A 23,616-nucleotide genomic window follows, 5' to 3' on the forward strand; every position below is an offset into this window, starting at 1 on the left:
GTGGCCTGTCCGAGCCGTGTGACGACGCGGACGGGCCACGCGACGGGTCATGCGGAGGGTGGCCGGAGGAGGAGGTCCGGCGGGTCAGGACTTGTGGGCCACGCCGCCGACGCAGGCGACCTCGGCCGCCTGGTTCCACAGGCCCGGGTCGACGCGCCACCGGGACACCGAGACGATGCCGGGTTCGAGCACGGTGAACCCCTCGAAGTAGCCGGCGATCTGCTCGGGGCTGCGCGGGGTGTAGCCCACGACGTCGGGCCCGGCGTTGTGGCGCCGCAGCGCCTCGACGTACGACGGATCGGTGTCGGCGCCGTCGTAGAGCGCCAGGTAGCTGCCCGGCGGCAGGGCGTCCATCAGCCGGTTCACGATCGAGCGGGCCTCGTCGTAGTCGGGGACCAGGCCGAGGATGCCCATCAGCATGAGCGCTGTGGGCTTGGTGAAGTCGAGCGTCTTGGCCGCCTCCGCCAAGATGAACTCAGGGTCGCGCACGTCCGCCTCGATGTAGTCGGTCGCCCCCTCCGGCGTGCTGGTCAGCAGGGCTTGGGCGTGCACCAGCACCAGGGGGTCGTTGTCGACGTAGACGATGCGCGACTCCGGGGCCAGGCGCTGGGCGACCTCATGGGTGTTGTCCACCGTGGGCAGGCCGGTGCCGATGTCCAGGAACTGCCGGATGCCGGCCTCGTCGGCGAGGAAGCGCACCGCGCGGGTGAGCATGTGACGGGAATGTCGGGCGATGTCTACCATGCCAGGGAAGACTTCGCGGATCTTGTCGCCGGCCATCCGGTCGACCGGGTAGTTGTCCTTCCCCCCCAGCAGGTAGTTCCAGATGCGGGCGGAGTGCGGGACCGAGGTGTTGATGCGCGGCGGCGCCGGACGCTCCAGGTCGTCCGGCGCGTTGGCCGGGACCTCCGTCTCGGCTGCCGGGAGCTCTGTCTCGGACGCGGGATTCGAGGGGGTGCGGTCCTCGGCCATGGGGAAGCCTCCTGCATTGCGTTGGTTCTGCTCGGAGGGTACGCCGGTCGGAGCGCGGCGGCGTACGGCCCGGACGGGCCCGTGCGACCCGTACGGGACGACCCCCAGGTCAGCGCGGCAGAAGGAGGAACAAGCCCGGAAACGCGAGATCCCCGGGCCAGGGCCCGGGGATCCGGCGAGGCGGCGACCGGGCCGCCTCGCCGATGTCCGTCCCCGGTCCGGGTGACGTCCGTCGCGGCTGAGGCGATGTCCGTCCCCGGTCGGGGTGACGTCGTCGCGGTCAGAACGGCGTTCGTCCCGGGTTGCGGGTGACGTCGTCGCGATGGGGGCGGTGCGGCCCGTTCAGGCGGCGACCGGCCGGCGCAGCGAGGACAGCGCCTTGCTCCAGGCGACGACCTGGTCGAGCATGGTGTCCACGGCCGCGGTGTGGTACGAGGCGGGCGCGAACTGGCTGTAGTTGACGAAGTCGGTGATCAGCGACAGGGCCACCTGGGCGCGGACGTCGGCCACCTGCAGTTCGCCCATGATCAGGCGCAGGTGCTCGACCGCGCGGGTGCCGCCCGCGCCGCCGTAGCTGACGAACCCGGCCGCCTTGTTGTTCCACTCGGCGTAGAGGAAGTCGATGGCGTTCTTAAGCGCACCCGACGTGGAGTGGTTGTACTCCGGCGTGACGAAGACGTAGCCGTCGAAGGAAGCGATCTTGGCCGCCCACGCCTTGGTGTGCGCGTTGGCGTACTGGCCCATGGAGGGCGGAATCGCCTCGTCGAGGTGCGGCAGGTTGTACTCGGCGATGTCGACCAGCTCGTACTCGGCGTCGCCGCGGTGCTTGGCGATGTCGTAGACCCAGTTGGCGACGGCTTCACCGTTACGGCCCGGGCGGGTGCTGCCGAGGATGATGGCGATCTTGGTCATGGTGGTCCGAATCCCTTGTCTGTCTGCTTCGTGGCCCATCGGCCCGTGGTTGCCACAGGGCGCTCTGAGGCGGCTGATCCGCACATCATTGACGTGTCAGAAGTTGCTGCGAGGAATAAGCTACCCAGCAAATGATGTCACGTCAACAAACGATGGCCGAAGCCTATCGTGCCTGGTGGACAGCATGAAGACGACCATGGTGCGGCGTGAGACGGCATCCAGGAGGCGGCTGGGGCGGACGTCGATCGCTTGGCGAGCGAAGAAGGGAATCCCGAGCCGGCACCCGCCGCTTGGGCGGGACGACCGAAAGGGGCGCAGGGGCCGCCCTTGCCGGAGCGGGCGGCCGGAGGGCGGAGATCCAGGGCGCCGACCGTCGCCGGAGCGGCGGGAGGGGGGAGGAGATCTCAGCGGCGCCCGCCGCGGGCGCGGACGGACGGGAGAACCGCCTACCGGGTGACGGTGTCGGCGAAGGTGCCCTCGCGGCGGATGGTCTGCCAGCGCAGCCGTACGCCGAGCACGGCGGTCGCCACCGACTGGATGACCACCACGTACATCAGCTGCCGGTAGACGAACTGCTGAAGTGGCAGTACGGCGACGGTCTGGGCGCGGTCGCCGCCTGAGTCGTGCAGCATGACCACGGCGCCCCTGCCGTGCTTGGGCAGGGCGGCCCGCACGATGCGGTCAGTGCCCGGGCGGGCCCAGTCCTTGGTGTCCAGGTCGGTCAGCGCCACCAGGTATCCCTCGGCGCCGAGGGCGCGCAACGCGCGCAGCTGGGGCTCGGTGACCGCGTCCGGCCGCGAGGAGTACGGCGGGCGCACCAGGCGGGTGTGCAGGCCGCTGACGCCGGCCAGCACCTTCTGGGTGAGCGACACCTCCAGACGCAGCCGCCACTGCGGGATCTGCGAGAGTTCGGCGTGCGCGTAGGTGTGGTCGCCGATCTTGTGGCCCTCGGCCACGACACGCCTGACCAGATCGGGGTTCTCGGCGATCCTGGCGCCCACCATGAAGAAGGTCGCCTTGACGTGGTGCCGCCGCAGGACGTCGAGCAGCCGCGGCGTCCACCGGGGGTCGGGGCCGTCGTCGAAGGTCAGGGCCACCGTGCGGTCGGGCAGCCGAGCGCTGTCGGGTTCGGGGCCGGTCAGGTTGGGCACCGGGCCGCCCCGCTGCACGCGCGCCAGGCCGGCGGACCGGTCGGCCGCGGCCGGCGAGGCGGCGTGGGTCTCGCCGCCGACGCCGTGGACGTAACCGTTGAAGACCAGAGCGCCACTGATCAGCAACATCATGACCACGACGATGAACCAGTGGCCGCGCGGGTCCGCGCGCCGCGCCCGCTGTTCGGCGTTCTCGCCCGGCGACCGGGGGACGCTCGCGCCGGGCGGCGGAGCAGGTGACGAGCGGCGCGTCGGAGGGGCTGGGCCCGTTCCCCGGTCAGCCGATGGCGGTGATCGAGGTGCCGGTGAACGCTCCTCCGATCAGGATCGCCATGCACCCGATCAGCAGCGTGCCGGCGACGATGCCGACCACCATCAGCAACCGGGCGCGGCGGCCGCTGTGGTCGACGAACACCGCCGTGTCGGAGGGAGAATGCGCTCCGCTCACCGGGGAGATGGCAGTGACATATGTCCACTTCTGTGGTCATGCAGCGCCGATGTTACCGAGTTCAGAAAGCGGGGGAGGCGTGCCAGGGAGGTTCGTGATACGCATGTGAGGGCCTAAGGAGGATGCCGATGTTGCCCTGGCAGGCTGACCTTGCGGGACGGCTCGACGAGCACGTGTTCGACAGCGAGCTGTTGCGCGGGAACCCGCTGAAGGACCCCCACCAGCGACCCCTGTGGGTCTACGTGCCGCCGGGCTACGACGACGAGCCGGAGCGGCGCTACCCCACGGTGTACGTCATCCAGGGCTACACCGGTCACGTGGCCATGTGGCGCAACCGCACGCCGTTCCGGCTGCCGTTCCCCGAGGCGGCCGACCATGTCTTCGCCATGGAGCAGGCCCCGCCGGTGATCATTGTCTACGTGGACGCCTGGACGGGTTATGGGGGCAGCCAGTTCGTCGACTCGCCGGGCACCGGCCGCTACCACTCCTACCTCTGCGACGAGATCGTGCCGTGGGTGGACGCGCACTACCGCACCCTCGCCGGCCGCGACCATCGCGCGATCACCGGCAAGTCCAGCGGCGGCTTCGGCGCGATGATCACCCCGATGCTGCGCCCCGACCTGTTCGGCGCCTTCGCCACCCACGCGGGCGACACCCTCTATGAGTTCTGCTACCTGCCCGAGTTCGCGGACGCCGTGCGCCACCTGCGGGCCTACGACGGCGACATCGGGCGATGGTTCGACGCCTTCCTCGACCGCACCGCCTTCACCGACCCGGCGGACGGCACGCTGCTCGGCGTCCTCGGCTGTTCGTCGGCGTTCTCGGCCGCCGAGGACGGCACACCCGAGCTGCCGTTCGACCCGCGCACCGGGGTGCTGCGGCCGCAGGTCTGGCAGCGCTGGCTCGACTGGGACCCCGTGCGCATGGTCCCGAAGTACGCCGAGGCCATGCGCTCGATGCGCGCGGTGTGGATCGACGCGGGAACCCGGGACGAGTTCAAGCTCGACATCGGCGCGCAGGCGTTCCGGGAGGCGCTGCTCGTCCACGGCGTCTCCGAGGAGATCATCCGCTTCGAGCTGTTCGACGCCGGCCACGGCGGCATCGACTACCGCTACACGCTGTCACTGGCCTGGCTGGCCGAGCGCCTCCAACCCGGAACCACCCCGCCTGCCCCGTAACGGCACACCCCTGAGCCGAAGCGGCACTTCGGCGGTCAGGTCGGCAGTTTGGCGGCGAGGACGTCGACCCGTTCGACGGTCGGCGGCCGGACGAAGAGCTCGTCCGCCCTTTCCATCAGGGTCGCCGCCACCTTGCCGCTCAGGTGCGCCTGCCGCCCGGTGTCCTCGGTGAAGGCGTTGAAGATGCCGTACGTCGCGCAGTTGATGCGCAGCGCGAACCACATCGGCGGGTCGGAGTCGTCCTCGATGCGGCCGAGGCTCTCGCGCAGGAAGCTCTCGATCTCCGCCTCTTTGCCCGGCCGCGCGTGGACGCGCACCAGCAGGCCGACGGTCAACATCGGGCATCCCTCCTCCCGCTGGCCCGTGCTCCGGAACGCCTTCTCCGTCTTAAGGTCCTACCCGGCGTAGGAATACGACGAACAACCATAAACCGGAAGTTGCCCGCCCTTGGTGGACTCCGGGACGAGCAGGGGAACCCCCGGCCGGGTCACCCGGACGCCGGGCATCAGGCCGGGCACCAAGCCGGGGGCCAGAGCGGGCGGTGACGGCGCAAGGCAGGGAGCCGGGCGCGACATGCCGGCGTGCCGAGTGCGCGACCAGGTCCGCTGGTGCGCTGTCCACGAACGTTCACCGGCTCGGGCGCCGTAGCGGGCGCCGGCATCGCCGTACCACGACCCGCCGACCCGGCGCCGATCACCTCCAGCACGTGGCCGGGGATGGAGAGCCGCGCCCGGTGAACGTCTGTGGTCACCGCACTAGGCGTGGTCGGTCGGGGGTTTCCAGGGCTGGAGCCAGGGGGTGGCGGGCCAGCCCTCGGCGGCGGCCATGAGCGGGAACGCGGCGGCCCCGTCGATCGACTCGCGCACGATGTCGGCGTGGCCCGCGTGCCGTGCCGTCTCGGTGATCAGGTGGAGCAGGACCCAGCGGACCGACCATGCCTCGACGTCGTCGGGGAACCACGGCACCCCCTTGGGCACCGGGACGGCCTGCCCGAGATCGGGGATGCCGGCGATGGCGGCCTCGGTCTCCTTGGCCACCTGGTCGTACAGGTCGAGGACCTCCGCCAGCGTCTCGCCGGGCGCCAGGCGGAAGTTGGCGTCGTACTCCTCCTCGGAGTCGCCGCCCGGCCGTTGGAGCACCATGGCGACCCAGCCGCGCTCGACGGTGGCGGCGTGCTTGATCAGGCCGCCGACGCTGAGGGAGGAGGCCGACGGGGTGGCCCGCGCCTGCTCCTCGGTGAGGCCGTGGGCGGCGAGGCGCAGCACGTACCTGTGCTGGGCGAGGAAGGCGAGCAGCCCCTCGCGCTCGTCCGCGATGGGAGGAACCTGTCCGGGCATGAGAAGCACACCTCTCGGCAGAGCGGCGGATGGGAACGTCGCGCGCGCGACACTCGCATCATCGCAGCCAGGTCCGACAGAATTCGGGGTCCGGCGGCGGAGACCCAGAGGTGGGACTGGGTTCGGAGACGGGGGAGTGCCGGGAGAGGCCGGGGCTCAGGCGTGGGACAGGTCGGGGAAGACGTGGCGGAGGGAGTCCATCCCCGGGACGTTGTACATGTGGCGCTCGCGCGGGTAGCCCAGGGAGACCTCCTGGAAGCGGACGCCGTCGTACCAGGTCGTGCGCGGGATGTGCAGGTGCCCGTAGATCACCGTCGCGGCGTTGTAGCGCAGGTGCCAGTCGGCGGTCTCGACCGTGCCGCACCACTGCGCGAACTCGGGGTGCCGCAGGACGTCGGTGGGCTCGCGCACCAGCGGGAAATGGTTGACCAGGACGGTCGGGATCGACGGGTCGCGTGACAGGAGGCGCCGCTCGGTCTCGCGCAGCCGGGCCCGGCACCAGGCGTCGCGGCTCGGATACGGGTCGGGGTGGAGCATGAACTCGTCGGTGCACACCACCCCCGCCTGGTACGCCCCCGCGAGCGCCTCCTCCTTGGTGGTGCCGGGCGCGCGGAAGGTGTAGTCGTACAGCAGGAACAACGGTACGATGGTCACCGGGCCACCGGGGCCCGTCCACACGGCGTACGGGTCCTCCGGGGTGAGTACGCCGAGGCGGCGGCAGATGCCGACCAGGTGGCGGTACCGCGTCTCGCCGCGCAACTGCACGGGGTCGTCCTTCGGCGTCCAGAGCTCGTGGTTGCCCGGGGTCCAGATGACGGTGGCGAAGCGCCGCGCCAGCACGGTGAGCGCCCATTCGATGTCGGCGACGAACTCGCCCACGTCGCCGGCGATGACGAGCCAGTCGTCGTCGGACTGCGGCCGCAGGCGTTCGACGATCTCGCGGTTCTCGGCGTAGGCGACATGCAGGTCGCTTATCGCCATCAGGTTGCCGCCGTCCGCGCCTCCGATCATCACACGGCGATCGTAGCCGGGATCTCCCTGACCGGTCATGCCGCGACGGGCGGCGCACCCGCCTTCCCATGGCGGGTAGGGGTGGGCAAGGGGGAGGGGCGGCCGGGCCGTCGCCGCGGAACCGCCGTGCGGGGTGGCGGGCGGGTTGTGCCACGGTGTGGTCCGGGCCGGATAGCGTTTGGGCATGAGCGCCACCATCGTCGCCAAAGATCTCGCCGCCGGGCACGGCGACCGGGCCCTGTTCTCCGGGCTGAACCTGGTCGTCGCCCCCGAGGATGTGATCGGCCTGGTCGGGGTGAACGGCGCGGGCAAGTCGTCGCTGCTGCGCATCCTCGCCGGCATCGCCGCCCCTGAGCAGGGGTCGGTGCAGCTCAGCCCGCCCTCCGCGGTGGTCGGCTACCTGCCGCAGGAGCCCGAGCGCAGGCCGGGGGAGACCGTCGCGGCGTTCCTCGCCCGCCGCACGGGCGTCGCCGCCGCGCAGCGCGACCTCGACGCTGCCACCGAGGGCCTGGTGGAGGGCCGTCCCGGCGCGGACGACGCCTACTCGGCCGGCCTGGAACGCTGGCTCGCCCTCGGCGGCGCCGACCTGACCGAGCGCGCGGAGGAGGTCGCCGCCGAGCTCGGCCTGGCCGTGCGGCTCGACCAGCCGATGACCTCGTTGTCCGGCGGCCAGGCCGCCCGCGCGGGCATGGCGTCCCTGCTGCTCAGCCGGTACGACGTCTTCCTGCTCGACGAGCCGACCAACGACCTCGACCTGGACGGCCTCGACCGGCTCGAGCGCTTCGTCAACGGGCTGCGCGCGGGCACCGTGGTGGTCAGCCACGACCGCGAGTTCCTCGCCAGGACGGTGACCAAGGTCGTCGAGCTCGACCTTCCCCAGCAGCAGGTGCACGTCTACGGCGGCGGGTACGAGGCCTACCTCGCCGAGCGGGAGGTCGCCCGCCGGCACGCGCGCGCCGAGTACGAGGAGTTCGCCGACACGCGGGCGGCGCTGCAGTCCAGGGCGCTGACGCAGCGGGCGTGGATGGAGAAGGGCGTGAAGAACGCCCGCCGCAAGGCCACCGACAACGACAAGATCGGCCGCAAGTTCCGCAGCGAGGCGACCGAGAAGCAGGCGGCGAAGGCCCGCCAGACCGAGCGCATGATCGAGCGGCTGGAGGTCGTCGAGGAGCCCCGCAAGGAGTGGGAGCTGCGCATGGAGATCGCCGTCGCGCCCCGGGCCGGTGCGGTCGTCGCCACTCTGCGCGGCGCCGTCGTCAGGCGCGGCGCGTTCGCCCTCGGGCCGGTCGACCTGGAGATCGGCTGGGCCGAGCGCGTGGCGATCACCGGGGCCAACGGAGCGGGCAAGACGACGCTGCTCGCGGCCCTGCTCGGCCGGGTGCCCCTCGATGAGGGCCACGCCGCTCTCGGCCCCGGCGTGGTGGTCGGCGAGGTCGACCAGGCGCGCGGCATGTTCTTCGGGGACGAGCCGCTCATGTCGGCCTTCGGTGCCGCCGTGCCCGACATGGCGCCGGCCGACGCGCGGACGCTGCTGGCGAAGTTCGGGCTGAGGGCCGCGCACGTGCTGCGGCCGGCGGCCACCCTGTCGCCCGGCGAGCGCACCCGGGCGGCGCTCGCCCTGCTCCAGGCGCGCGGGGTGAACCTGCTGGTGCTGGACGAGCCCACCAACCACCTCGACCTGCCGGCCATCGAGCAGCTCGAGTCCGCGCTGGACTCCTACCCCGGCACGCTGCTGCTGGTCACCCACGACCGGCGGATGCTGAAGGCCGTGCACACCACGCGCCACCTGCGGGTGGACGGCGGCAAGGTGCGCGAGGCCGCCCAGACCTGACGCCCGCGCTCGCGGATCCCGATCGGTGTGAACCGGTGGGGCCGGTCCCGCGTACCTCCTGGCGCGAATCGCCGTGCCCTGGCTTCCGCGTGCCGTGGCGGCCCCGGGCACGGCGCGGGTCGATCGGGAAGGGGTCTCCGTGCCGGTGCGCAGCATCCGCAAGGGGCTGGTCCCGGCGGCGGCCGCGCTGGCCGCCGCCGTGCTGCTCACGTCTCAGGGAAGCGCCGCCGCCGAGCCGCGCCCCACCATCGCCCAGGCGAAGGCGCGCCTGACGAAGCTGCAGGACCAGGCGGACGCGATGGTCGAGCGCTACAACACCGTCAACGAGCGCTACAAGGCCGCCAGGAAGAAGTACCGGCAGCTCGACGGCGAGCTGGGCCGCGAGCGGGGCAAGGTCGAGGACCTGCGCCGGAGCGTCGTGTCGGCGGCCTCGAACCTGTACCAGTACGGAGAGATGACCAGCGTGTCCGGCATCATCAGCCAGGACGACCCGTCGGGGCTGCTGTCCGCGCTCGCCGTGGCCAACCAGGTGTCGGAGGGCCAGGCGCGCACGCTGGAGGAGTTCGACGTCGCCACGCGCGGGCTCCAGGCCAGGCGCGGCAAGGCCAAGACCGCCTACGACGACATGGCCCAGACCCTCGCCGAGGTGGGCAAGGAGAAGAAGAAGGTCGAGAAGCTCGTCGGTGAGCAGGAGAGGCTGCTGCGGCGGCTCAACCAGTTCAACGCGGGCAACCCCGACAGCCGGGGCATCCGCTACGACGGCCCGGCGTCGGGCAATGCCAGGGTGGCGCTGCAGTTCGCCTTCGCCCAGGTGGGCAAGCCGTATCGCTGGGGGGCGACGGGGCCGGGCGCGTACGACTGCTCCGGTTTCGCCCAGGCGTCGTGGGCCAAGGCGGGGGTGAGGCTGCCGCGCACCACCTACCAGCAGTGGGCGTGGGGGGCCGGCCGCCGGGTCTCGCTGAACGACCTGCAAGCCGGCGACCTGCTGTTCAGCAACGGCCTGGGACACATGGGCATCTACGCGGGCGACGGCAAGATGGTGCACGCCCCGCACACCGGTGACGTGGTGAAGGTGGTGGCGCTGGACTCCTACTGGCGTGGCCGCCTGATGGGCGCCGTCCGCCCCTGACACCCGCGCGGGCCTCCGTGCGCGCCTCCGTGCGCGCCGGCTTTTTGCGGAGTTCTCCGAGCTTGAGGCGGGTTCGACGTTTGAGATTCGTGTGCGGGAAAGAAGGGGGGCGAGGAGCGAAGGAGGCTTTTCCATGACCATAGCCGGAAGCATCTTCCTGATCATGCTCGGCGCCATTCTCACATGGGCCGTCGAGTTCGACCTCGCGGGCGTCGACATCAACGTCGTCGGTGTGATCCTGATGCTCGGAGGCATCGCCGGACTGCTGTTCGGCATCTGGCGTCTGACGAACGTGCGCCGCACCGCCGTGACCCGGACGACCCCCGTCAGCACGGTGCCGGTCAACCCCGTGACCCCGGTCGACAGCACGCGCACCCAGGTGTACGAGGAGCGGCGCTACGACGACCCCATGATCTGACCTCGGACGTGGCCGCTGGGACGGCGGCGGAGGCCGCGGCAGGTGCCGTCCAGTACGGACGTGTCATGAAATGTCATGGCCTGCTCCACACGTGTGCCGGGTTGCGCAAAGTTCGTGACCCGGCACGCGCGAGCACCGCGCCGCCGGGAACGTCAACCGTCGTCCCAGCGAGCGGGTCCGTCGAGTCACAAGGAGGCACACGCCATGCCGGGAAAGCAGGAACTTCCGTCCACGATCGAGCGCTCGCCGAAGAAGGCGCAGGAGACCTGGATCAAGGCCCACGACTCGGCCGTCGAGACCTACGGTGAGGGGGAGCGGGCGCACCGCACCGCCTTCTCCGCCCTGAAGCACTCGTTCGAGAAGGTCGGCGACCACTGGGAGCCCAAGAGCAAGAAGGGTCCCTCCGACGCGCAGGCCGCTCGGAGCACCCCCGAGCAGGGCAAGACCGCCGAAGGCGTCGACGCGAACGCCAGCAAGAAGCACCTCGCCGAGGTCGCCGCACGTCTTGGCATTCCAGGCCGCTCCAAGATGGACAAAGAGGAGCTGGTCGAAGCCATCAAGAAGGCCAACCGCCGGGCCACCGCCAAGGCGCGCTGACCGGTGCGCCAGTGTCCCCTGCCGGTGCGGGGATCCCACGTTAGAGCCCTCTTCCGGCGGGTAGCGGGGGGTCCACGGCAAAGGAGGACACGATGGCGGACACCACGGGCCGCGCGCACGACGCGCTGGTCGATGTGAAGAAGAACGCGGGCGACCTCGCGGTCAAGGCCGGCGACAAGGCCGGCGTGCTGGCTTCCAAAGCCGGCGACGTGGCGGGGGACCTGGCGGCCAAGGCGGGGGACAAGGCCGGCGACCTGGCGGCCAAGGCCGGCGACAAGGCCGGCGACCTGGCCGCCCGAGCGGGGGACAAGGCCGGCGAGTTCGCGGTGATGGCGGGGGACAAGGCCGGCGAACTGGCCGCCAAGGCCAAGAACAGCGACCTGGCGGGCAAGGCCGGGGAACTCGCCGACAGGGCGCGCTCCACCATGCCCGACGAGGTGAAGGACGCCGCCGACAAGGTGGTCACCCAGGCGAAGAACCGGCCGTGGGTGACCGCGGCCGTGGCGGCCGGCGCCCTGCTCCTGTGGAGGATGCTGCGGAGGAAGAAGTAACCGTGAAGAAGCTCGCCTACAGGTCCGTGGGAGCGCTGTCCGGCATGGCCGGCGGCTTCGTGTCCAGCTTGATCTTCAAGCAGGTCTGGAAGCTGGTGGCCGGCAAGGACGACGCTCCCCAGGCAACCTCCAAGCAGTACGGCTGGGGCGAGGTCCTGGTCGCCGCGGCCATCCAGGGAGCCATCTTCGGCCTGGTCAAGGCCGCGATCGACCGTGCCAGCGCCGAAGGCGTCCAGAACGCCACCGGCGAATGGCCCGGCGACTGACACCTCGGCCGCACAGCGGTTCCCCCACTCCGACCGAAAGAAGCGCCGGCGCCCCACAGGGCCCGGCGCTCTTTCGTGGGATCTGCCGGGGAAGAGCTTCGTGGGATCTGCCGGGGAAGAGCTTCGTGGGATCTGCCGGGGAAGAGCTTCGTGGGATCTGCCGGGAAAGGGCGCATGAGAAAGGCCGGCCCTTCGGGGCCGGCCTTCGGGGCCGGGTGAGGGTCGGGTCAGCGGCGGGTGGCGAGTCTGGCGGCGGTCGCGGCGGCGGCGGTGGCCAGGGCGGTCAGGACGAGGGTGCGGTGCTGGGAGAGCCACACCTGGACGCTGTGGTCCTTCGAGCGCCCGTCGAAGCTACCGTGGGCGCCGTAGTCGCGGCCGTCGTCGGCGGGTTCCCACAGGTTGGCGACGCCGGTCGGCCGCTTGTCGTCGGTCTGCTGCGACTTGACGCCCGTCCTGCCGAGGTAGCGGTCGATCAGGCCGGGGGCGATCCGCTCGCCGATGATGGTGGCCGCGGTGCTGCCGCCCACCCAGTACTCGCGCCGGGCGGGGTGCTCGGCCGCGAACACGACGGCCTGGGCGGCGACCTCCGGCTGGAAGATCGGCGGGACGGGCTGCGGGTGGCGGCGCAGCCGCGAGAGCACCCAGTCGAACTGCGGCGTGTTGACCGCCGGCAGCTGGACCATGGTGATCTGGACGTCGCTGCCCTCGTTGAACAGCTCGGTGCGGACCGACTCGGTGAACCCCTTGATGGCGTGCTTGGCGCCGCAGTAGGCGGCCTGCAGGGGAATGCCGCGGTAGGCCAGGGCTGAGCCGACCTGGACGATGGTGCCCTGGTTGCGTGGGCGCATCCGGCGCAGCGCGGCGCGGGTGCCCCACACGTACCCGAGGTAGGTCACCGCCGTGGTGCGCTCGTACTCGGCCGGCTCGACCTCGGTGAACGGCGCGAACACCGAGGAGAAGGCGACGTTGATCCACACGTCGATGGGGCCGAGGTCCTTCTCGATCTCGTCGGCGACGGCCTCGACCTGCTCGTGGTCGGCCATGTCGGCCGGGTAGACCTTGGCGGTGCCGCCCTCGGTGCCGGCCTCGACGGCGGCGTTCGCGAGGCCGGTCTCACCGCGCGCGATGAGGGCGATCTTCGCGCCCCTCTCGCCGAGCATTCGCACCACCGCGCGGCCGACGCCGCCGCTGGCGCCGGTCACCACGACGACCTTGTCCTTCAGCACGTCTGGTCCTCTCATCCGGTGGAGCGCGGTCCGAGGCCGAGGCGGCGCTGGCGCCGTACGGCGAAGATGATGTCCACGACGGCGATCAGGGCGATCACGCCGAGGACGACGGCCACGATGGTCGCCTTGGCCACCAGCGCGAGCGCGCCGAGGGCCAGCGCGAGGAAGATCGCGAACGAGGCCAGGCGGATGTGGATGACATCGCGAGGTGTCGCGGTCACCATCGGCTTGCCCGTCTCCGATCGCTGTTCCGGTGTTTCACTCATCGTGGCCACCCCTTTCCGGTGAACATTTCCCATACCCGACAAATCCGACGTCATGTGCGCTCCTGCCAGGTGGCGGCGGAGCCGACCGGCGCATCCGCATCCCCTCCCACCGCCGTCGTGCCGACCCCGTCCAGCTACCGTCGAGCGGTCGCTCCAAACCTCCCGCCCTGGTCAGTGGCACGTGACCGACAGCACTCTGCGGGCGGCCGACAGGACGTCCTCCACGGTCACCGCCCCGGTGTCGCCGCCCCCCGCGAGCGCCCGATGGAACGGGCGGTCCGCCGGCGGCCCCCAGCGGGCGGGGGAGTCCGGGCCGAAGACGGTCACCGACGGCACGCCGTACGCGGTCGCGAGGTGCGCCGTCCCGGTGTGCGTGCTCACCACCAGGCGCGCGCCCGCGACCAGCGCGCACTGTTCGCGCAGGGACGTGCGCCCGGCGAGCACGCGGTGCGGGGCCAGCCCGGCCTGCGCCGCCACCAGCAAGGCCAGCGGGCGCTCCCGCCGCGTGCCGGTGACCACGACCCGCATCCCCTCGGCGGTCAGGGCCCTCGCGACCTCCGCGAACCGCTCCGGCGGCCAGCGCCGCGCCACGTCCCGCGCCCCCGGGTGGACCACGACCGAACCCGGCGCCGGATTGGCCACCAGCGGCACGGGAAGCGCCAGGTCGCCGGGGTCCACGCGCGAGCCGTACCAGCGCACGAGCCTGCACCACCGCTCGACCTCGTGCTCGCCGTCCTCCCAGTCGGGGCCCTTCAGCCGGGGAAAGGCGGGGTCGGCGAACCCCCACAGCCGCCGGGGCCGCACGTCCATCAGCAGCCGGGTGCTGCGCGGCCCGGGCCCGTGCATGTTGACCGCGACGTCGGGCCGGCGGGCGCTCCACGTCAGGCCCTCCAGCCCGCGCACGGGGACGAACCCCTCGACGGCGCCGGTCAGCACGGCCAGGTCGCGCAGTTCGCCGGGCGCGGCGAGCACCACGTTCAACCCTCCCTGGCGCAGCGCGCGCAGGGCCGGCACGGCGGTCAGCAGCCCGCCGACGCCGAGCGCGCGCAACACCAGGGCGATGCTCATGGTTCCGGCACCCCGGGGATCAGCGGCGAAGAGGTCATGACGCCTTCCTCTCGCCGGACGCGCCCACCCCGCCCGCGACGACCTCCTCGTAGACCGAACGCGTCCGCGCGCAGACCCGCTCCCAGCCGTAGAGCGCGCGGGCCCGCTCGGCGCTCGCCCTGCCGTACGCCGCCCGCAGCCGCGGCTCGGCCAGCAGGGTGTTGACGGCCACGGCCAGCGTGCGCGGGTCGCGCGGCGGCACCAGCAGGCCGGTCCGGCCGTGGGCGACCGTCTCTCGCTGCCCGCCGACCGCGGAGGCGACCACGGGCACCCCGCACGCCATGGCCTCCAGGGCGACCATGCCGAACGGCTCGTACCACGGCACGCAGACGGCCACGTCGGCCGAGCGCATGAGCGCGGGGACCTCGTCGTGGGAGACGCCGCCCACGAACCGGACCCGCCCGGCCACCCCCGCCTCGGACGCGGCGCGGCGAAGGCGGCGCACCTCGGGGTCGTCGTCCAGCCGGTCCGCGGACGGGCCTCCGGCCACGATCAGCTCCGCGTCCGGGATCATCCGCATCGCCTCGATCAGCGTGCCGACGCCCTTGCGCGGCACGAGCCGTCCGATGGACAGCAGCCGGGCCCGGCGGGGGCGTGGCATGACGGGCCCGTCCGGGCGGAAGACCGCGGTGTCGACGCCGCAGGGCACCGTCCGGATCGACGGCGGCGGCGCGTTCATCCGCGTCAGCTCCTGCACTTCGTCGCGGCAGGTGGCGATGATCCGGTCCACCCGGCGGGCGACCAGGCCCTCGGCCTGCGGGCGCTCGCGCGGGCTGGTGTCCTCGGCCCCCTGGTGCCGCTGCTTGACGACACCGAGTGCGTGGAAGGTCTGGACGACGGGGACGCCGAGGCCGCGGGTCGCGGCCAGGGCCGCCAGGCCGCTCATCCAGTAGTGCGCGTGCACCACGTCCGGGGGCTGGAACGTCCAGCGCTGCCGCAGCCAGTGCCCGAAATCGGGGATGCAGGGCAGGATGTCGTCCTTGGAGACGCACTGGGGCGGCCCGGCGGGCACGTGGACGACGCTCACCCCCTCGGCCAGCTCGACCTGCTCGGGGACGTGCGCGCTTTCCCTGCGGGTGTACACCGTCACCTCGTGGCCCTGCGCGGCCAGGCCGCGGGCGAGCGCCGCGACGTGGACGTTCTGTCCTCCCGAGTCGGCGCCGCCGGCCGAGGCCAGAGGGCTGGCGTGTTCGGACACCATGGCGATCTTCACCGTGTCTCCTCCAAGTCCGGCGGACGCGCCACGGCGAGATCGCCGGGTCGAGAAAGCCCGGGCGACCGGGGATGGGCGGATCCGCATCGGTGACCTCGCTCGGCGAGCGCCGTCCGGCAAGGGCGCGAACAGGAACGTCCGCGGCGCCGCCGGAGCGGCGCCCGATCACTGAGGTGCACGGGGGCAGGGTGCACGGTTGTCACGATCGATCGCCGGCCGAGCCTTCGTGCGGTGCGTGTCGGCGATGTTCCGTTGTCCGGAAGACGGGCTTGGCGTCCGGAGGCTTGAGTTCTCCCGACTTGCTGTTAGGGCACCCTTCTATCCTGAAAGCAGAGGACCAAACCTCCCCGGTTTCGCGGCCTGAACGGCGGGCATGCGAATCCTGATTGGCCGATCCAAGGGGGGTAGACGATGTCCTACGAGGCCCCGCATCACGTCGTCCCGCATCACGACGCTCCGCACTATGACGCTCCGCACTACCTGGCGGCCCGTGTGCAACGGGCGCTGGCGGAGGATGAGCGCACCTACGAGCTGGGGATCCGTGTGCTCATCAGAGGCGACCAGCTCTTCCTGCGCGGCCAGGTGGAGTGCGACGAACGGCGCCGGCTCGTGGCCGCGGTGGCAGGAGACACCGCGCCAGGCCTGACGGTCCACAACGAGGTCACGGTGGTCGAGATCAGAGGGCCGGGAGAGGAGGAGACCCTGTGAAGATCAGAGTCGCGGCCGTCGGAGACGTCCACCTCGGCGAGGATCTGCGCGGGCACTACCGAAGAAGGCTCGACGGCATCGAGGAACACGCCGACGTCCTGATGCTCGCGGGTGACCTGACCCGGCACGGCACGCCGGAGGAGGGCAGAGTCGTGGCCGAGGAGTTCCGCGACCTGCCGATTCCGGTCGTCACCGTCCTGGGCAACCACGACTACCAGTCCGACGCCGAGGACGAGATCGTGGCGTTGTTGCGCGACGCCGGCATCCAGGTGCTCCAGGACGAGTCCACGATCATCGAGTGCGGCGACCTGCGGCTCGGGGTGGTGGGCGGCAAGGGCTTCGGCGGAGGGTTCGCCGGCAAGTGCGCGAGCGAGTTCGGCGAGCCGCAGATGAAGGCGTTCGTCCGGCACACCAGAGAGATCTCCGAGCTCTGGCACAAGGCGCTCAAGAGCCTGGACACCGACCACCGGGTCGTGCTCAGCCACTACTCCCCGGTCAAGGACACCCTCGCGGGCGAGCCGCTGGAGATCTATCCCTTCCTCGGCAGCTACCTGCTCGCCGAGGCGGTCGACGCCGAAGGGGCCGACCTGTTCATCCACGGGCACGCCCACTCGGGCGTGGAGAAGGGCCTCACCCCGGGCGGCGTCCGCGTCCGCAACGTGGCGCTCCCGGTGCTGCGCCGGGCGTACGCGGTGTACGGCCTGGGCGGCGAGGACCCCGAGCGCTGACCGCCGCGCCCGGGGGCGGCGCTACCCACCGCCCCCGGCGGGCCCGGACGGGGAGATCCCGAGACGGCGGGCACGACGGGGAACGGCGAGGATCGACGTGAACGGGGAACGAGGAACGAGGACGGGCAATGGGCAACGGGGAACGGCGGACCGGATGACCGGTCCGCCGTTTCCGCGTCTCACACGCCCCGCGATGTGCGGGGCGTGCCTAAGGATGAAAGATGCTTACGCCACCCGGGCCGACGAGCAACCCGACGACGATGAGGACGATCCCCCAGAGGAGATCGCGACGGGCCAGGATGACGTAGATCCCGGCGATGACCAGAACGACGGCGATGAGCCAGAGAAGTGTACCCATGGGCATCCCACTGCCCTGACAAATGCCCTATTAACGTGTTAGCGGATCAACTTCTCTCAAGGCTTGGTCAAGACGCCGCCGCAGGTGCCGGGCCGATTCCGCCGGCCCCGTCCCTTCGCTGGTCGCACACGGTGCACCGACCGGGCCCGGCGCGCCGGCCACGTCCGAGCCGCCGATCATGAGGTCTCCGGCCGGACGGCGGACGCGCGGCCCTCGCGCCTTCTGGCGAGGGACACCAGCGGCTGCACGAACCACAGCCAGGCGCTCAGCCCCGCCACCCCGCCCGCCAGCAGCGCCGCGGGCAGCACGCCGAGGAACGCCTCCACGACCAGCCCGGTCGAGCAGGTCATGGACAGGGCCAGCGCGATGCCGCCCACCACGCCGAGCCGGTTGGCCCGGTGCAGCATCATCTCCTTCAGCGTGCTGCGGAACAGGATGCGGTGTTGCGTCGCCGGGGCGATGAAGCAGACCGACGCGATCGCGGCGCTGAGCATCGCCACGTAAAACAGCCAGCGGCCCGCCTCGTCGACCTTGCCGAAGCCCGCGGAGAAGGGAAGGGTCAGCAGGAAGGCGAACAGCACCTGCACGCCCGTGGCCGCCACCCGCAGCCCCTGCAGCAGCTCGCCGAGCTCGCGGTCCACCCGTTCCTTGTGGGTCTCGTCCGACTCCTGCCGCGCGCCGTCCCCGGTGGGGTCGTGCCCGGTCACCTCACCCAAGGTCATCGGCGTGCCCTGTACCCTTCGCGGCGGTGCGCCCGTGCGGCCCGCCGCCCATAGAGCAGGGCGGCCCCGAGCGAGGCGTAGGCCAGCAGCCCCATCATGATCGTCAGCCACATGACGCCGGCCGCGCTCGCCACCACTGTGAGAAGGGTGGAGGCCGCCAGGGCGATCAGCGCGTAGCCGAACCATCTGCCGTACGGGTTGTCCTGGAACACCTTCAGCGACGTGCCGAAGGGGATCTCCGTCATCACTCCTCCTCTTCTTCTTATCTCTGTCCTTCTTATTTCTGCTCGCCGTCCCCGTTGTTCCCGCCCCGCCCGCCGGGGTTCTCCGCCGCCTGCATCAGCCGCGAGTACGCGAGCTGGAGCCAGTCGGAGATCGCGACGGCGGTCATGGTCGCTCCGGCCAGGCGGGTGAAGCGCGGCGCCCAGACCATGCCTGCGGCGTAGCCGGTCGCGATCCACTGCGCGATGCAGAAGGGGCAGGTCACCAGCTCCCCGACGGCGTGCCTGACGCCGTGGCCGCGGACCTCCTCCCTCAGTTCGGCGGGTCCGCTGAGTCCGGCGTACCGTGTGAAAGGTGCCCGGAGCGGGCTCGTGACCGGGTCCTTGGTGATCGTTCGGGAGAGCCGATGCGTGCTCACACCCATCAGCAGCAGGTCGAGAACGGCGATCCGCTCAGGCGGCCGTACGCCCGTCGCCCTTCCCAAAGCCACCAGGCCCGCCACCGCGCCGCCGTATACGCCAAGGACGCGCAGGTAGGAGCCGAGCGGCCGGTCTGCGCCGTTCTCGTAGGCCCGTTCCTCCTTACGCAGCGTCTTGGTCAGATTGTTCGCCATAGCTCGCCGCCTACCCCCGGCCGCGGTGACCATGCCCGGCGTTTCGCCTGGGACGAGACGGGTACGGAAGATCTCCAGCCATCGCTCGTATGGGGGTGAGCCTTGGGAAGTCACACGCATGAGGTCACCGACGCGATCATCGACACGTTGAAGCGCGCCGGGTCGGTTCTCAAAGCCGAGGGGGTGCGGTTCGCCCTCGCCGGAGGATGCGCGGCGTACGCGCGCGGAGCGGCGCCGTCGCTGCACGACGTCGACTTCGTCCTGGTCGAGGAGGACGTGCCGCGCGCCCTGGAGATGCTCAGAGGGGTCGGTTTCCGCACCGCGAAGCCCCCGGAGGACTGGCTGGTCAAGGCGTTCGACGAGGGCGACCGGCTCGTCGACCTCATCTTCCGCATCGAGGAGCGCCCGATCACCCCCGAGATGATCGCCCGGTCGATCATGATCAACGTCGCGGCGCTGAACCTACCGGTGCTGGACGCCACCGACCTGGTGATCTCATGGATCCTGCCCATGTCGGAGCACAGCTGCGACTACGGGTCGATCCTGCCGCAGGTGCGCGCGCTCAGGGAGCAGGTCGACTGGGACCGGGTCGCGGTCGCCGCCTCCACCTCGCCGTACGCCTCGACGTTCCTCACCCTCCTGGACCGCCTGGGCGTCGCCTGCCCCAAACCACCCCCCGACCACGCCGACACCACCTGGCCCTGACCCGCCCCCCGGTGGCTCGACCCCATACGGGCCGCCGGGTCCCTTGTATGTGATCGAGGGCATCGGTCTAGGTCAGCGCGGCGATGATCGCATGTCGGCACCGCTGTCCTCAGCCGTCTGACGGTCCTGGGTCAGGGAGCGGATGCGGGGGATCGGGGAGGGCAGCAGCCAGAGCAGGGACAGTGCCCCGCCGATGGCGGCGATGAGGAGGGTTCCCCGCAGGCCGATGTTGGTGGCGAGGAGGCCGCCCAGGACGGCGCCCACCGGGCGTGCGCCGTAGTTGATGGTGCTGAACGCGCCGGCGACCCGGCTGCGCATGCCGTCGGGGATCACGTTGGTCTGCAGGGAGTTGAGGTTGACGTCGAAGAGCATGACGCCGACGCCGGAGAGGAACTCGGCCAGGGCCAGGGCTCCGGCGCGGGCCCAGAGGGGGCCGTCCGCGGCGGCGGCGATGGCGATCGGCGCCGGGAACAACACGGCGCCGACGACGATGCTGCGGCCCACGCCGATTCCTCGCGAGATCCTGGGGGCGATCACCGCGCCGAGGAGCGAGCCGGTGGCGCCGATCCCGAACGCCATGCCGATGACTCCGGCGGTCAGTCCGAGGTCCCGGCTGGCGTACAGCACGAGCAGCCCGCTGCCCGCGACGAAGGTGAAGAAGTTGACGGTCGCGGCGCATCCGAGGCTCGCCCGCAGCACGGGGTGGCGGACGACGAACGCCAGTCCCTCCCTGGCACGCCGCAGCAGTGAGGGCGCCGCGTGGTCATGGGCGGCCGGCGGTTCGCCGATAGAGACCCGGCCGATCAGGACCGCTGACGCCAGGAAGGTCAGCGCGTCGACGACGACGGCGAGGGGAGCGGTCAACGCCTGGACCAGAGCGCCGCCGATCGCCGGTCCGGCGACGTACGAGGCGGACCGGCTGGCGCTGAGCTTGCTGTTCGCGTCGACGTAGGACGACCTCGCCACCAGGTGGGCGAAGAAGGGCGGATAGGCGGTGTTGAACAGCACTCCGGCCGCGCCCGTCAGCAGGGCCACGGCGTACAACTGGACCAGTGTCACCGCTCCCATGAGGTAGGCGGCCGGGAGGGAGAGCAGCACGGCCGCGCGCACCAGGTCGGCGAGAACCATCAGGCGCCGCTTGTCGGCGCGCTGGTCGACCCAGGCGCCGAGGACGATCGCGAGCAGGTTGGGGGTCCAGATGAGCGCTGTCAGCCACGCCACCTGATCGGCCGAAGCGTGCAGCGCCCCCACGGCGATGAGCGGCAGGGCCAGCTCGGTGATCCGGTCGCCGAACTGCGAGACCGACTGGCCGGCCCAGAAACGGCGGAACCGCCGATCACGCCACAGCGATACGGCTACGGCCTGGTCCACGGCGCTCATGACGGCCCGCTGGTCTGCTCCTCGGCACCCTCCGGCAGGACGTAGCGCAGCAGCCGGACGCCACGGCCGTCGGCCGGACGCGCGGCCTGCTCACGCGTCACGTAGGGCGCGAGAACACCCTCGATCGCGTCCTCGATGGCGGCGAGTTCGTCAGGGGAGACGACGACGCGGGTGTTGGCCAGACCCGCGTGCCTCAGCCACTCCGGTTCCAGCTCGGGCTCGACCTCGGCGGCCCACCGGCTCGCCAGGTCCGCCGAGCGCAGGAACATCTCCCGGGACAGCACCCGCGCGGCCGCCCTGCCCTCCGCATCGTCGGGATCCTCCGGCGCCTCGAACCGGAAGCCGCGCGCCGCCGCCTCCCATCGCCGCTGCCGGCGATCAGGGCCGGGCTCGGCATCGCGGACCAGCCCGAACCCCGCCAGGTGCCGCAGATGCCAGCTCGTCACCGACGGCGTCGCTCCCACGTACGGCGACAGCTCCGTCGCCGTCGCAGCCCCGTACCGCTGCAGCCGCTCAAGGACCGCCAGCCGCACCGGATGCGCCAACGCCCGCATCGCCTGCGGATCAGTGATCTCGATATCGCCCAGACGATTCCCAGAGTCCATAACGTGAGAGTCTCCTCTCACATATCCTGAGAGTCAACTCTCACATCTCCAGCGCCGGGCCACCAAGGATCTGACAGCCGAATGAACGAACCGGCAGGTATTGTTCTCGACCGCGCCGGGCTCGAATGCCCTGGAATGGCGGGAAGGACGTGTCCGTGGCTGTGTTGATGTCGTCGGCGACCGACTTGTTCAAGCCTCTGTACGGCCACTTCATTCTGGCCGACCAGGATGGCCTCACCGATGACAGCGAACAGCCGTGGGAGCTCGGCGGCGACTGGTTCGAGACCACACCCAATGTCATGGTCATCAGAACCGCCGCGAGTGAGGACCCGCTCGGACTGCACACCGCCGGCTTCGCATTCGAGACGTGGAACGGCAGTCCACCACCGTCGTCGGCAGAAGCGTGGGACACGTACGTGAGCGATCAGGTTCTGTTGACCTCGGGCCGGATCAACCTGACCGACATCGAAGGCGGGACATCGCCCGTAACGATCGACCTGGGCGCAAGCGGTCAAGTCTGGTATGTCAGAGCCCATGTCCGTGTGCGGCGCCTGACCGATGACGAGATCGCGGAGTACGAACTGGACGCCGAGGACTACGAGGCGGAGTCCTTTCTCCTGCGATTCTGGCCTGCCACCGGTCAGTGACGCCCAGGAGCACGCTCGGGCGTGCCTTCCGCCGCGATCTCCCCGGCACCCGTCCAAAAGGGGGTGCCGGGGCCGTGGCGCCGGGCCCGTGGGGCTCGCCGGGGGCGGGCGTGGCGGGGGTCAGGGGTGGGAGCGGGGGCGGCGGAGCCAGAGGATGGCGGCGGTGGCGGCGGCGAGGGTGAGGGCGCCGATGATGAGCAGGGTGCCGAGCGGGCTGTCGTCGCCGGGCTCGGAGGCGGCCGCCGCGGCGTTGTCCAGGGCGGGGGCCTTCGGCGCCGCGTTGTTCAGCGGTGCGGGGGAGGCGGCCGCCTGCTCGGCGGGGGCGGTGGGGTCCTGAGCGGTCACCTTGACCGTCTTGTGTGCCTTGCCGGGGTCGGTGGCGGTCACCGTGACCTTCCACTCGCCGCTCGGCAGCGGCTCGGCGGCGTGGTAGAGGTTCTGGCCCTCGGATGAGGATCTGAGGGGGATCGGACCGAAGGAGCGGCCGTCGGTGGAGGTGGCGAGCAGTGTCGCGGTGACGGTCTCCGTGACGGGGTGGTTGTCCTCCTTGTAGGTCACCAGGACGTTGATGTTGTGGGCGCCGTCCCCGATCACCTCCAGCTTGATCGGCCCGCCGTGGGCGGAGGCCGCCGATGCGCCGAGCAGCAGCGCGAGTCCGGACAGCAGGACGGTCATGGCGTATCTGAGTGTCATGTTCACGGGTGGTGCCCCTCGGGTTCGGTGTCGGGGGTGAGCGCCCCGTCGCCGGGTGGTGCCTGCAGGAAGACGTGCTGGTGTCCGTAGCCGGCCTCGACGTTCACGGCGTCCAGTGCGGTGGCTCCGACCGACCAGGTGAACAGCGCGTCGGAGCGTTGCCGGGCGGCCCGTTCCAGCGCGCTCGCGGCGGACGGTCCGCGCAGGTCGCGCGCCGCGGCGTAGGCGTCGACGGTGGTGGCGAGCTGCCGGACGGCGGAGGCGAGACTCGACCTGGCCACGTTGGTCGCGGTCTCGCCCGAGGGCGGGTCGGCGAAGCTCGCGACGGCCGCGGTGGCCGCCTCGCGCCACTCGCCGACGTCCGCGGAGGTCACCGCGGCGGGGCCGGCGGCGGCGTCGCCGTCGGGCATGGCCAGGGCCAGTCCCTCCAGCACGGGAGCGAGCCAGTCGCGGGTGGTGCGCGCCAGCGCGGTGAGGTCCTTGATCTGCGTCTTGTCGCGGAGGGCGGCCTGGGTCCGAAGCTGGTCGGCCATCCGCTCGGTGGAGTCCGGCCCGGTCACCGCGAAGACCAGGCCGCCGGACAGGAGCACCCCGAGCGCGAACGCGGCCACGAGCGTCCAGA

General features: G+C 71.4%; 30 protein-coding genes. 11 read left to right on the forward strand and 19 right to left on the reverse strand.

What is annotated here, in order from left to right:
• Positions 1–84 precede the first annotated feature (84 nt).
• The 4 genes from ABZU32_RS26795 to ABZU32_RS26810 form a co-directional block, all read right to left on the reverse strand.
• Positions 85–972, reverse strand: a complete 888-nt coding sequence (locus ABZU32_RS26795; RefSeq protein ID WP_354926216.1) for an SAM-dependent methyltransferase — start codon at positions 970–972, stop codon at positions 85–87.
• Positions 973–1,314: 342 nt separating this feature from the next.
• A complete protein-coding gene (locus ABZU32_RS26800; protein ID WP_354926218.1) occupies positions 1,315–1,884 on the reverse strand; it encodes an NAD(P)H-dependent oxidoreductase in 570 nt (189 codons plus the stop codon).
• Between the two features lie 446 nt (positions 1,885–2,330).
• Positions 2,331–3,167, reverse strand: a complete 837-nt coding sequence (locus ABZU32_RS26805; protein ID WP_354926220.1) for a polysaccharide deacetylase family protein — start codon at positions 3,165–3,167, stop codon at positions 2,331–2,333.
• A 145-nt stretch (positions 3,168–3,312) separates the two neighbouring features.
• Positions 3,313–3,483: a hypothetical protein gene (locus tag ABZU32_RS26810; RefSeq protein ID WP_354926222.1), complete on the reverse strand. Its 171-nt coding sequence runs from the start codon at positions 3,481–3,483 to the stop codon at positions 3,313–3,315.
• Positions 3,484–3,611: 128 nt separating this feature from the next.
• Between ABZU32_RS26810 and ABZU32_RS26815 the strand changes: the two genes are divergently transcribed.
• On the forward strand, positions 3,612–4,661 hold the full coding sequence (locus tag ABZU32_RS26815) for an alpha/beta hydrolase-fold protein (RefSeq protein WP_354926224.1): 1,050 nt from the start codon (positions 3,612–3,614) through the stop codon (positions 4,659–4,661).
• A 35-nt stretch (positions 4,662–4,696) separates the two neighbouring features.
• Here ABZU32_RS26815 and ABZU32_RS26820 read toward each other — a convergent pair whose 3' ends face one another.
• The 3 genes from ABZU32_RS26820 to ABZU32_RS26830 all read right to left on the reverse strand — a co-directional run bounded on the left by ABZU32_RS26820 (position 4,697) and on the right by ABZU32_RS26830 (position 7,009).
• The gene (locus ABZU32_RS26820; protein WP_354852014.1) at positions 4,697–4,999 is read right to left on the reverse strand and encodes an antibiotic biosynthesis monooxygenase; all 303 of its coding nucleotides are present in this window, start codon (positions 4,997–4,999) and stop codon (positions 4,697–4,699) included.
• A 417-nt stretch (positions 5,000–5,416) separates the two neighbouring features.
• Complete coding sequence (locus tag ABZU32_RS26825) at positions 5,417–5,998, reverse strand: DinB family protein (RefSeq protein ID WP_354926225.1); 582 nt, start codon at positions 5,996–5,998, stop codon at positions 5,417–5,419.
• Positions 5,999–6,154: 156 nt separating this feature from the next.
• Positions 6,155–7,009 carry a metallophosphoesterase gene (locus tag ABZU32_RS26830; RefSeq protein WP_354926268.1) on the reverse strand — a complete coding sequence of 285 codons (855 nt, stop codon included), beginning with the start codon at positions 7,007–7,009 and terminating at the stop codon, positions 6,155–6,157.
• 184 nt (positions 7,010–7,193) lie between these two features.
• On the opposite strand from ABZU32_RS26830, the gene ABZU32_RS26835 reads away from it, so the two are divergent.
• The 6 genes from ABZU32_RS26835 (at position 7,194) to ABZU32_RS26860 (ending at position 11,801) form a co-directional block, all read left to right on the forward strand.
• A complete protein-coding gene (locus tag ABZU32_RS26835) occupies positions 7,194–8,840 on the forward strand; it encodes an ABC-F family ATP-binding cassette domain-containing protein (RefSeq protein ID WP_354926227.1) in 1,647 nt (548 codons plus the stop codon).
• Between the two features lie 139 nt (positions 8,841–8,979).
• Positions 8,980–9,969, forward strand: a complete 990-nt coding sequence (locus ABZU32_RS26840) for an NlpC/P60 family protein (protein WP_354926229.1) — start codon at positions 8,980–8,982, stop codon at positions 9,967–9,969.
• A gap of 133 nt (positions 9,970–10,102) precedes the next feature.
• Positions 10,103–10,387 carry a DUF6458 family protein gene (locus ABZU32_RS26845; RefSeq protein WP_354852021.1) on the forward strand — a complete coding sequence of 95 codons (285 nt, stop codon included), beginning with the start codon at positions 10,103–10,105 and terminating at the stop codon, positions 10,385–10,387.
• Positions 10,388–10,591: 204 nt separating this feature from the next.
• Positions 10,592–10,984 (forward strand): ChaB family protein, encoded by a 393-nt coding sequence (locus ABZU32_RS26850; protein ID WP_354926231.1) that lies wholly within the window; start codon positions 10,592–10,594, stop codon positions 10,982–10,984.
• A 92-nt stretch (positions 10,985–11,076) separates the two neighbouring features.
• On the forward strand, positions 11,077–11,535 hold the full coding sequence (locus ABZU32_RS26855; protein WP_354926233.1) for a hypothetical protein: 459 nt from the start codon (positions 11,077–11,079) through the stop codon (positions 11,533–11,535).
• A gap of 2 nt (positions 11,536–11,537) precedes the next feature.
• Positions 11,538–11,801: a DUF4235 domain-containing protein gene (locus tag ABZU32_RS26860; RefSeq protein ID WP_354926235.1), complete on the forward strand. Its 264-nt coding sequence runs from the start codon at positions 11,538–11,540 to the stop codon at positions 11,799–11,801.
• A 227-nt stretch (positions 11,802–12,028) separates the two neighbouring features.
• Here ABZU32_RS26860 and ABZU32_RS26865 read toward each other — a convergent pair whose 3' ends face one another.
• The 4 genes from ABZU32_RS26865 to ABZU32_RS26880 form a co-directional block, all read right to left on the reverse strand.
• Positions 12,029–13,027: an SDR family oxidoreductase gene (locus tag ABZU32_RS26865; RefSeq protein WP_354926237.1), complete on the reverse strand. Its 999-nt coding sequence runs from the start codon at positions 13,025–13,027 to the stop codon at positions 12,029–12,031.
• 11 nt (positions 13,028–13,038) lie between these two features.
• Complete coding sequence (locus ABZU32_RS26870; protein ID WP_354852029.1) at positions 13,039–13,293, reverse strand: hypothetical protein; 255 nt, start codon at positions 13,291–13,293, stop codon at positions 13,039–13,041.
• Between the two features lie 171 nt (positions 13,294–13,464).
• Positions 13,465–14,361 carry a glycosyltransferase family 9 protein gene (locus tag ABZU32_RS26875; RefSeq protein WP_354852031.1) on the reverse strand — a complete coding sequence of 299 codons (897 nt, stop codon included), beginning with the start codon at positions 14,359–14,361 and terminating at the stop codon, positions 13,465–13,467.
• Between the two features lie 34 nt (positions 14,362–14,395).
• On the reverse strand, positions 14,396–15,613 hold the full coding sequence (locus ABZU32_RS26880) for a glycosyltransferase (protein WP_354926240.1): 1,218 nt from the start codon (positions 15,611–15,613) through the stop codon (positions 14,396–14,398).
• 411 nt (positions 15,614–16,024) lie between these two features.
• Between ABZU32_RS26880 and ABZU32_RS26885 the strand changes: the two genes are divergently transcribed.
• Together ABZU32_RS26885 and ABZU32_RS26890 are read left to right on the forward strand one after the other, a co-directional pair.
• On the forward strand, positions 16,025–16,321 hold the full coding sequence (locus tag ABZU32_RS26885) for a BON domain-containing protein (RefSeq protein WP_354852034.1): 297 nt from the start codon (positions 16,025–16,027) through the stop codon (positions 16,319–16,321).
• Positions 16,318–17,049: a metallophosphoesterase gene (locus tag ABZU32_RS26890; protein ID WP_354926242.1), complete on the forward strand. Its 732-nt coding sequence runs from the start codon at positions 16,318–16,320 to the stop codon at positions 17,047–17,049. Before ABZU32_RS26885 ends, ABZU32_RS26890 begins: the two co-directional genes overlap by 4 nt.
• Before the next feature lie 208 nt (positions 17,050–17,257).
• Here ABZU32_RS26890 and ABZU32_RS26895 read toward each other — a convergent pair whose 3' ends face one another.
• The 4 genes from ABZU32_RS26895 to ABZU32_RS26910 all read right to left on the reverse strand — a co-directional run bounded on the left by ABZU32_RS26895 (position 17,258) and on the right by ABZU32_RS26910 (position 18,964).
• Positions 17,258–17,407, reverse strand: a complete 150-nt coding sequence (locus tag ABZU32_RS26895; RefSeq protein ID WP_189166679.1) for a GPGG-motif small membrane protein — start codon at positions 17,405–17,407, stop codon at positions 17,258–17,260.
• Between the two features lie 176 nt (positions 17,408–17,583).
• A complete protein-coding gene (locus ABZU32_RS26900; protein ID WP_354852038.1) occupies positions 17,584–18,129 on the reverse strand; it encodes a DUF6328 family protein in 546 nt (181 codons plus the stop codon).
• Entirely contained in the window at positions 18,126–18,374 is a 249-nt protein-coding gene (locus ABZU32_RS26905) for a hypothetical protein (protein ID WP_354852040.1), read from the reverse strand. Before ABZU32_RS26905 ends, ABZU32_RS26900 begins: the two co-directional genes overlap by 4 nt.
• Before the next feature lie 32 nt (positions 18,375–18,406).
• Positions 18,407–18,964, reverse strand: coding sequence for a DUF1360 domain-containing protein (locus ABZU32_RS26910; RefSeq protein ID WP_354852042.1), 558 nt, complete (start codon positions 18,962–18,964; stop codon positions 18,407–18,409).
• A 102-nt stretch (positions 18,965–19,066) separates the two neighbouring features.
• Here ABZU32_RS26910 and ABZU32_RS26915 point away from each other — a divergent pair, with 102 nt between their 5' ends.
• Positions 19,067–19,669 (forward strand): hypothetical protein, encoded by a 603-nt coding sequence (locus ABZU32_RS26915; RefSeq protein WP_354926244.1) that lies wholly within the window; start codon positions 19,067–19,069, stop codon positions 19,667–19,669.
• 72 nt (positions 19,670–19,741) lie between these two features.
• Here ABZU32_RS26915 and ABZU32_RS26920 read toward each other — a convergent pair whose 3' ends face one another.
• Both ABZU32_RS26920 and ABZU32_RS26925 read right to left on the reverse strand, forming a co-directional pair.
• The gene (locus ABZU32_RS26920) at positions 19,742–21,049 is read right to left on the reverse strand and encodes an MFS transporter (RefSeq protein ID WP_354926246.1); all 1,308 of its coding nucleotides are present in this window, start codon (positions 21,047–21,049) and stop codon (positions 19,742–19,744) included.
• Positions 21,046–21,654 carry a helix-turn-helix domain-containing protein gene (locus ABZU32_RS26925; protein WP_354926248.1) on the reverse strand — a complete coding sequence of 203 codons (609 nt, stop codon included), beginning with the start codon at positions 21,652–21,654 and terminating at the stop codon, positions 21,046–21,048. Before ABZU32_RS26925 ends, ABZU32_RS26920 begins: the two co-directional genes overlap by 4 nt.
• A gap of 155 nt (positions 21,655–21,809) precedes the next feature.
• Here ABZU32_RS26925 and ABZU32_RS26930 point away from each other — a divergent pair, with 155 nt between their 5' ends.
• A complete protein-coding gene (locus tag ABZU32_RS26930; RefSeq protein WP_354926250.1) occupies positions 21,810–22,301 on the forward strand; it encodes a hypothetical protein in 492 nt (163 codons plus the stop codon).
• A 120-nt stretch (positions 22,302–22,421) separates the two neighbouring features.
• Here ABZU32_RS26930 and ABZU32_RS26935 read toward each other — a convergent pair whose 3' ends face one another.
• Positions 22,422–23,000: a hypothetical protein gene (locus ABZU32_RS26935; protein ID WP_354926252.1), complete on the reverse strand. Its 579-nt coding sequence runs from the start codon at positions 22,998–23,000 to the stop codon at positions 22,422–22,424.
• Complete coding sequence (locus ABZU32_RS26940) at positions 22,997–23,605, reverse strand: hypothetical protein (protein WP_354926254.1); 609 nt, start codon at positions 23,603–23,605, stop codon at positions 22,997–22,999. The genes ABZU32_RS26935 and ABZU32_RS26940 overlap by 4 nt, the downstream gene beginning before the upstream one ends.
• Positions 23,606–23,616 lie beyond the last annotated feature (11 nt).

Source organism: Sphaerisporangium sp. NPDC005288 (assembly GCF_040607475.1).
GTDB lineage: Bacteria > Actinomycetota > Actinomycetes > Streptosporangiales > Streptosporangiaceae > Sphaerisporangium > Sphaerisporangium rhizosphaerae.

Coding starts and splice junctions, on each gene's coding strand:
- ABZU32_RS26795 (WP_354926216.1), bottom strand. CDS start 972: ATGGCCGAGGACCGCACCCCCTCGAATCCCGCGTCCGAGACAGAGCTC.
- ABZU32_RS26800 (WP_354926218.1), bottom strand. CDS start 1,884: ATGACCAAGATCGCCATCATCCTCGGCAGCACCCGCCCGGGCCGTAAC.
- ABZU32_RS26805 (WP_354926220.1), bottom strand. CDS start 3,167: ATGATGTTGCTGATCAGTGGCGCTCTGGTCTTCAACGGTTACGTCCAC.
- ABZU32_RS26815 (WP_354926224.1), top strand. CDS start 3,612: ATGTTGCCCTGGCAGGCTGACCTTGCGGGACGGCTCGACGAGCACGTG.
- ABZU32_RS26820 (WP_354852014.1), bottom strand. CDS start 4,999: ATGTTGACCGTCGGCCTGCTGGTGCGCGTCCACGCGCGGCCGGGCAAA.
- ABZU32_RS26825 (WP_354926225.1), bottom strand. CDS start 5,998: ATGCCCGGACAGGTTCCTCCCATCGCGGACGAGCGCGAGGGGCTGCTC.
- ABZU32_RS26830 (WP_354926268.1), bottom strand. CDS start 7,009: ATGATCGGAGGCGCGGACGGCGGCAACCTGATGGCGATAAGCGACCTG.
- ABZU32_RS26835 (WP_354926227.1), top strand. CDS start 7,194: ATGAGCGCCACCATCGTCGCCAAAGATCTCGCCGCCGGGCACGGCGAC.
- ABZU32_RS26845 (WP_354852021.1), top strand. CDS start 10,103: ATGACCATAGCCGGAAGCATCTTCCTGATCATGCTCGGCGCCATTCTC.
- ABZU32_RS26850 (WP_354926231.1), top strand. CDS start 10,592: ATGCCGGGAAAGCAGGAACTTCCGTCCACGATCGAGCGCTCGCCGAAG.
- ABZU32_RS26855 (WP_354926233.1), top strand. CDS start 11,077: ATGGCGGACACCACGGGCCGCGCGCACGACGCGCTGGTCGATGTGAAG.
- ABZU32_RS26870 (WP_354852029.1), bottom strand. CDS start 13,293: ATGAGTGAAACACCGGAACAGCGATCGGAGACGGGCAAGCCGATGGTG.
- ABZU32_RS26875 (WP_354852031.1), bottom strand. CDS start 14,361: ATGAGCATCGCCCTGGTGTTGCGCGCGCTCGGCGTCGGCGGGCTGCTG.
- ABZU32_RS26885 (WP_354852034.1), top strand. CDS start 16,025: ATGTCCTACGAGGCCCCGCATCACGTCGTCCCGCATCACGACGCTCCG.
- ABZU32_RS26895 (WP_189166679.1), bottom strand. CDS start 17,407: ATGGGTACACTTCTCTGGCTCATCGCCGTCGTTCTGGTCATCGCCGGG.
- ABZU32_RS26900 (WP_354852038.1), bottom strand. CDS start 18,129: ATGACCTTGGGTGAGGTGACCGGGCACGACCCCACCGGGGACGGCGCG.
- ABZU32_RS26905 (WP_354852040.1), bottom strand. CDS start 18,374: ATGACGGAGATCCCCTTCGGCACGTCGCTGAAGGTGTTCCAGGACAAC.
- ABZU32_RS26910 (WP_354852042.1), bottom strand. CDS start 18,964: ATGGCGAACAATCTGACCAAGACGCTGCGTAAGGAGGAACGGGCCTAC.
- ABZU32_RS26920 (WP_354926246.1), bottom strand. CDS start 21,049: ATGAGCGCCGTGGACCAGGCCGTAGCCGTATCGCTGTGGCGTGATCGG.
- ABZU32_RS26925 (WP_354926248.1), bottom strand. CDS start 21,654: ATGGACTCTGGGAATCGTCTGGGCGATATCGAGATCACTGATCCGCAG.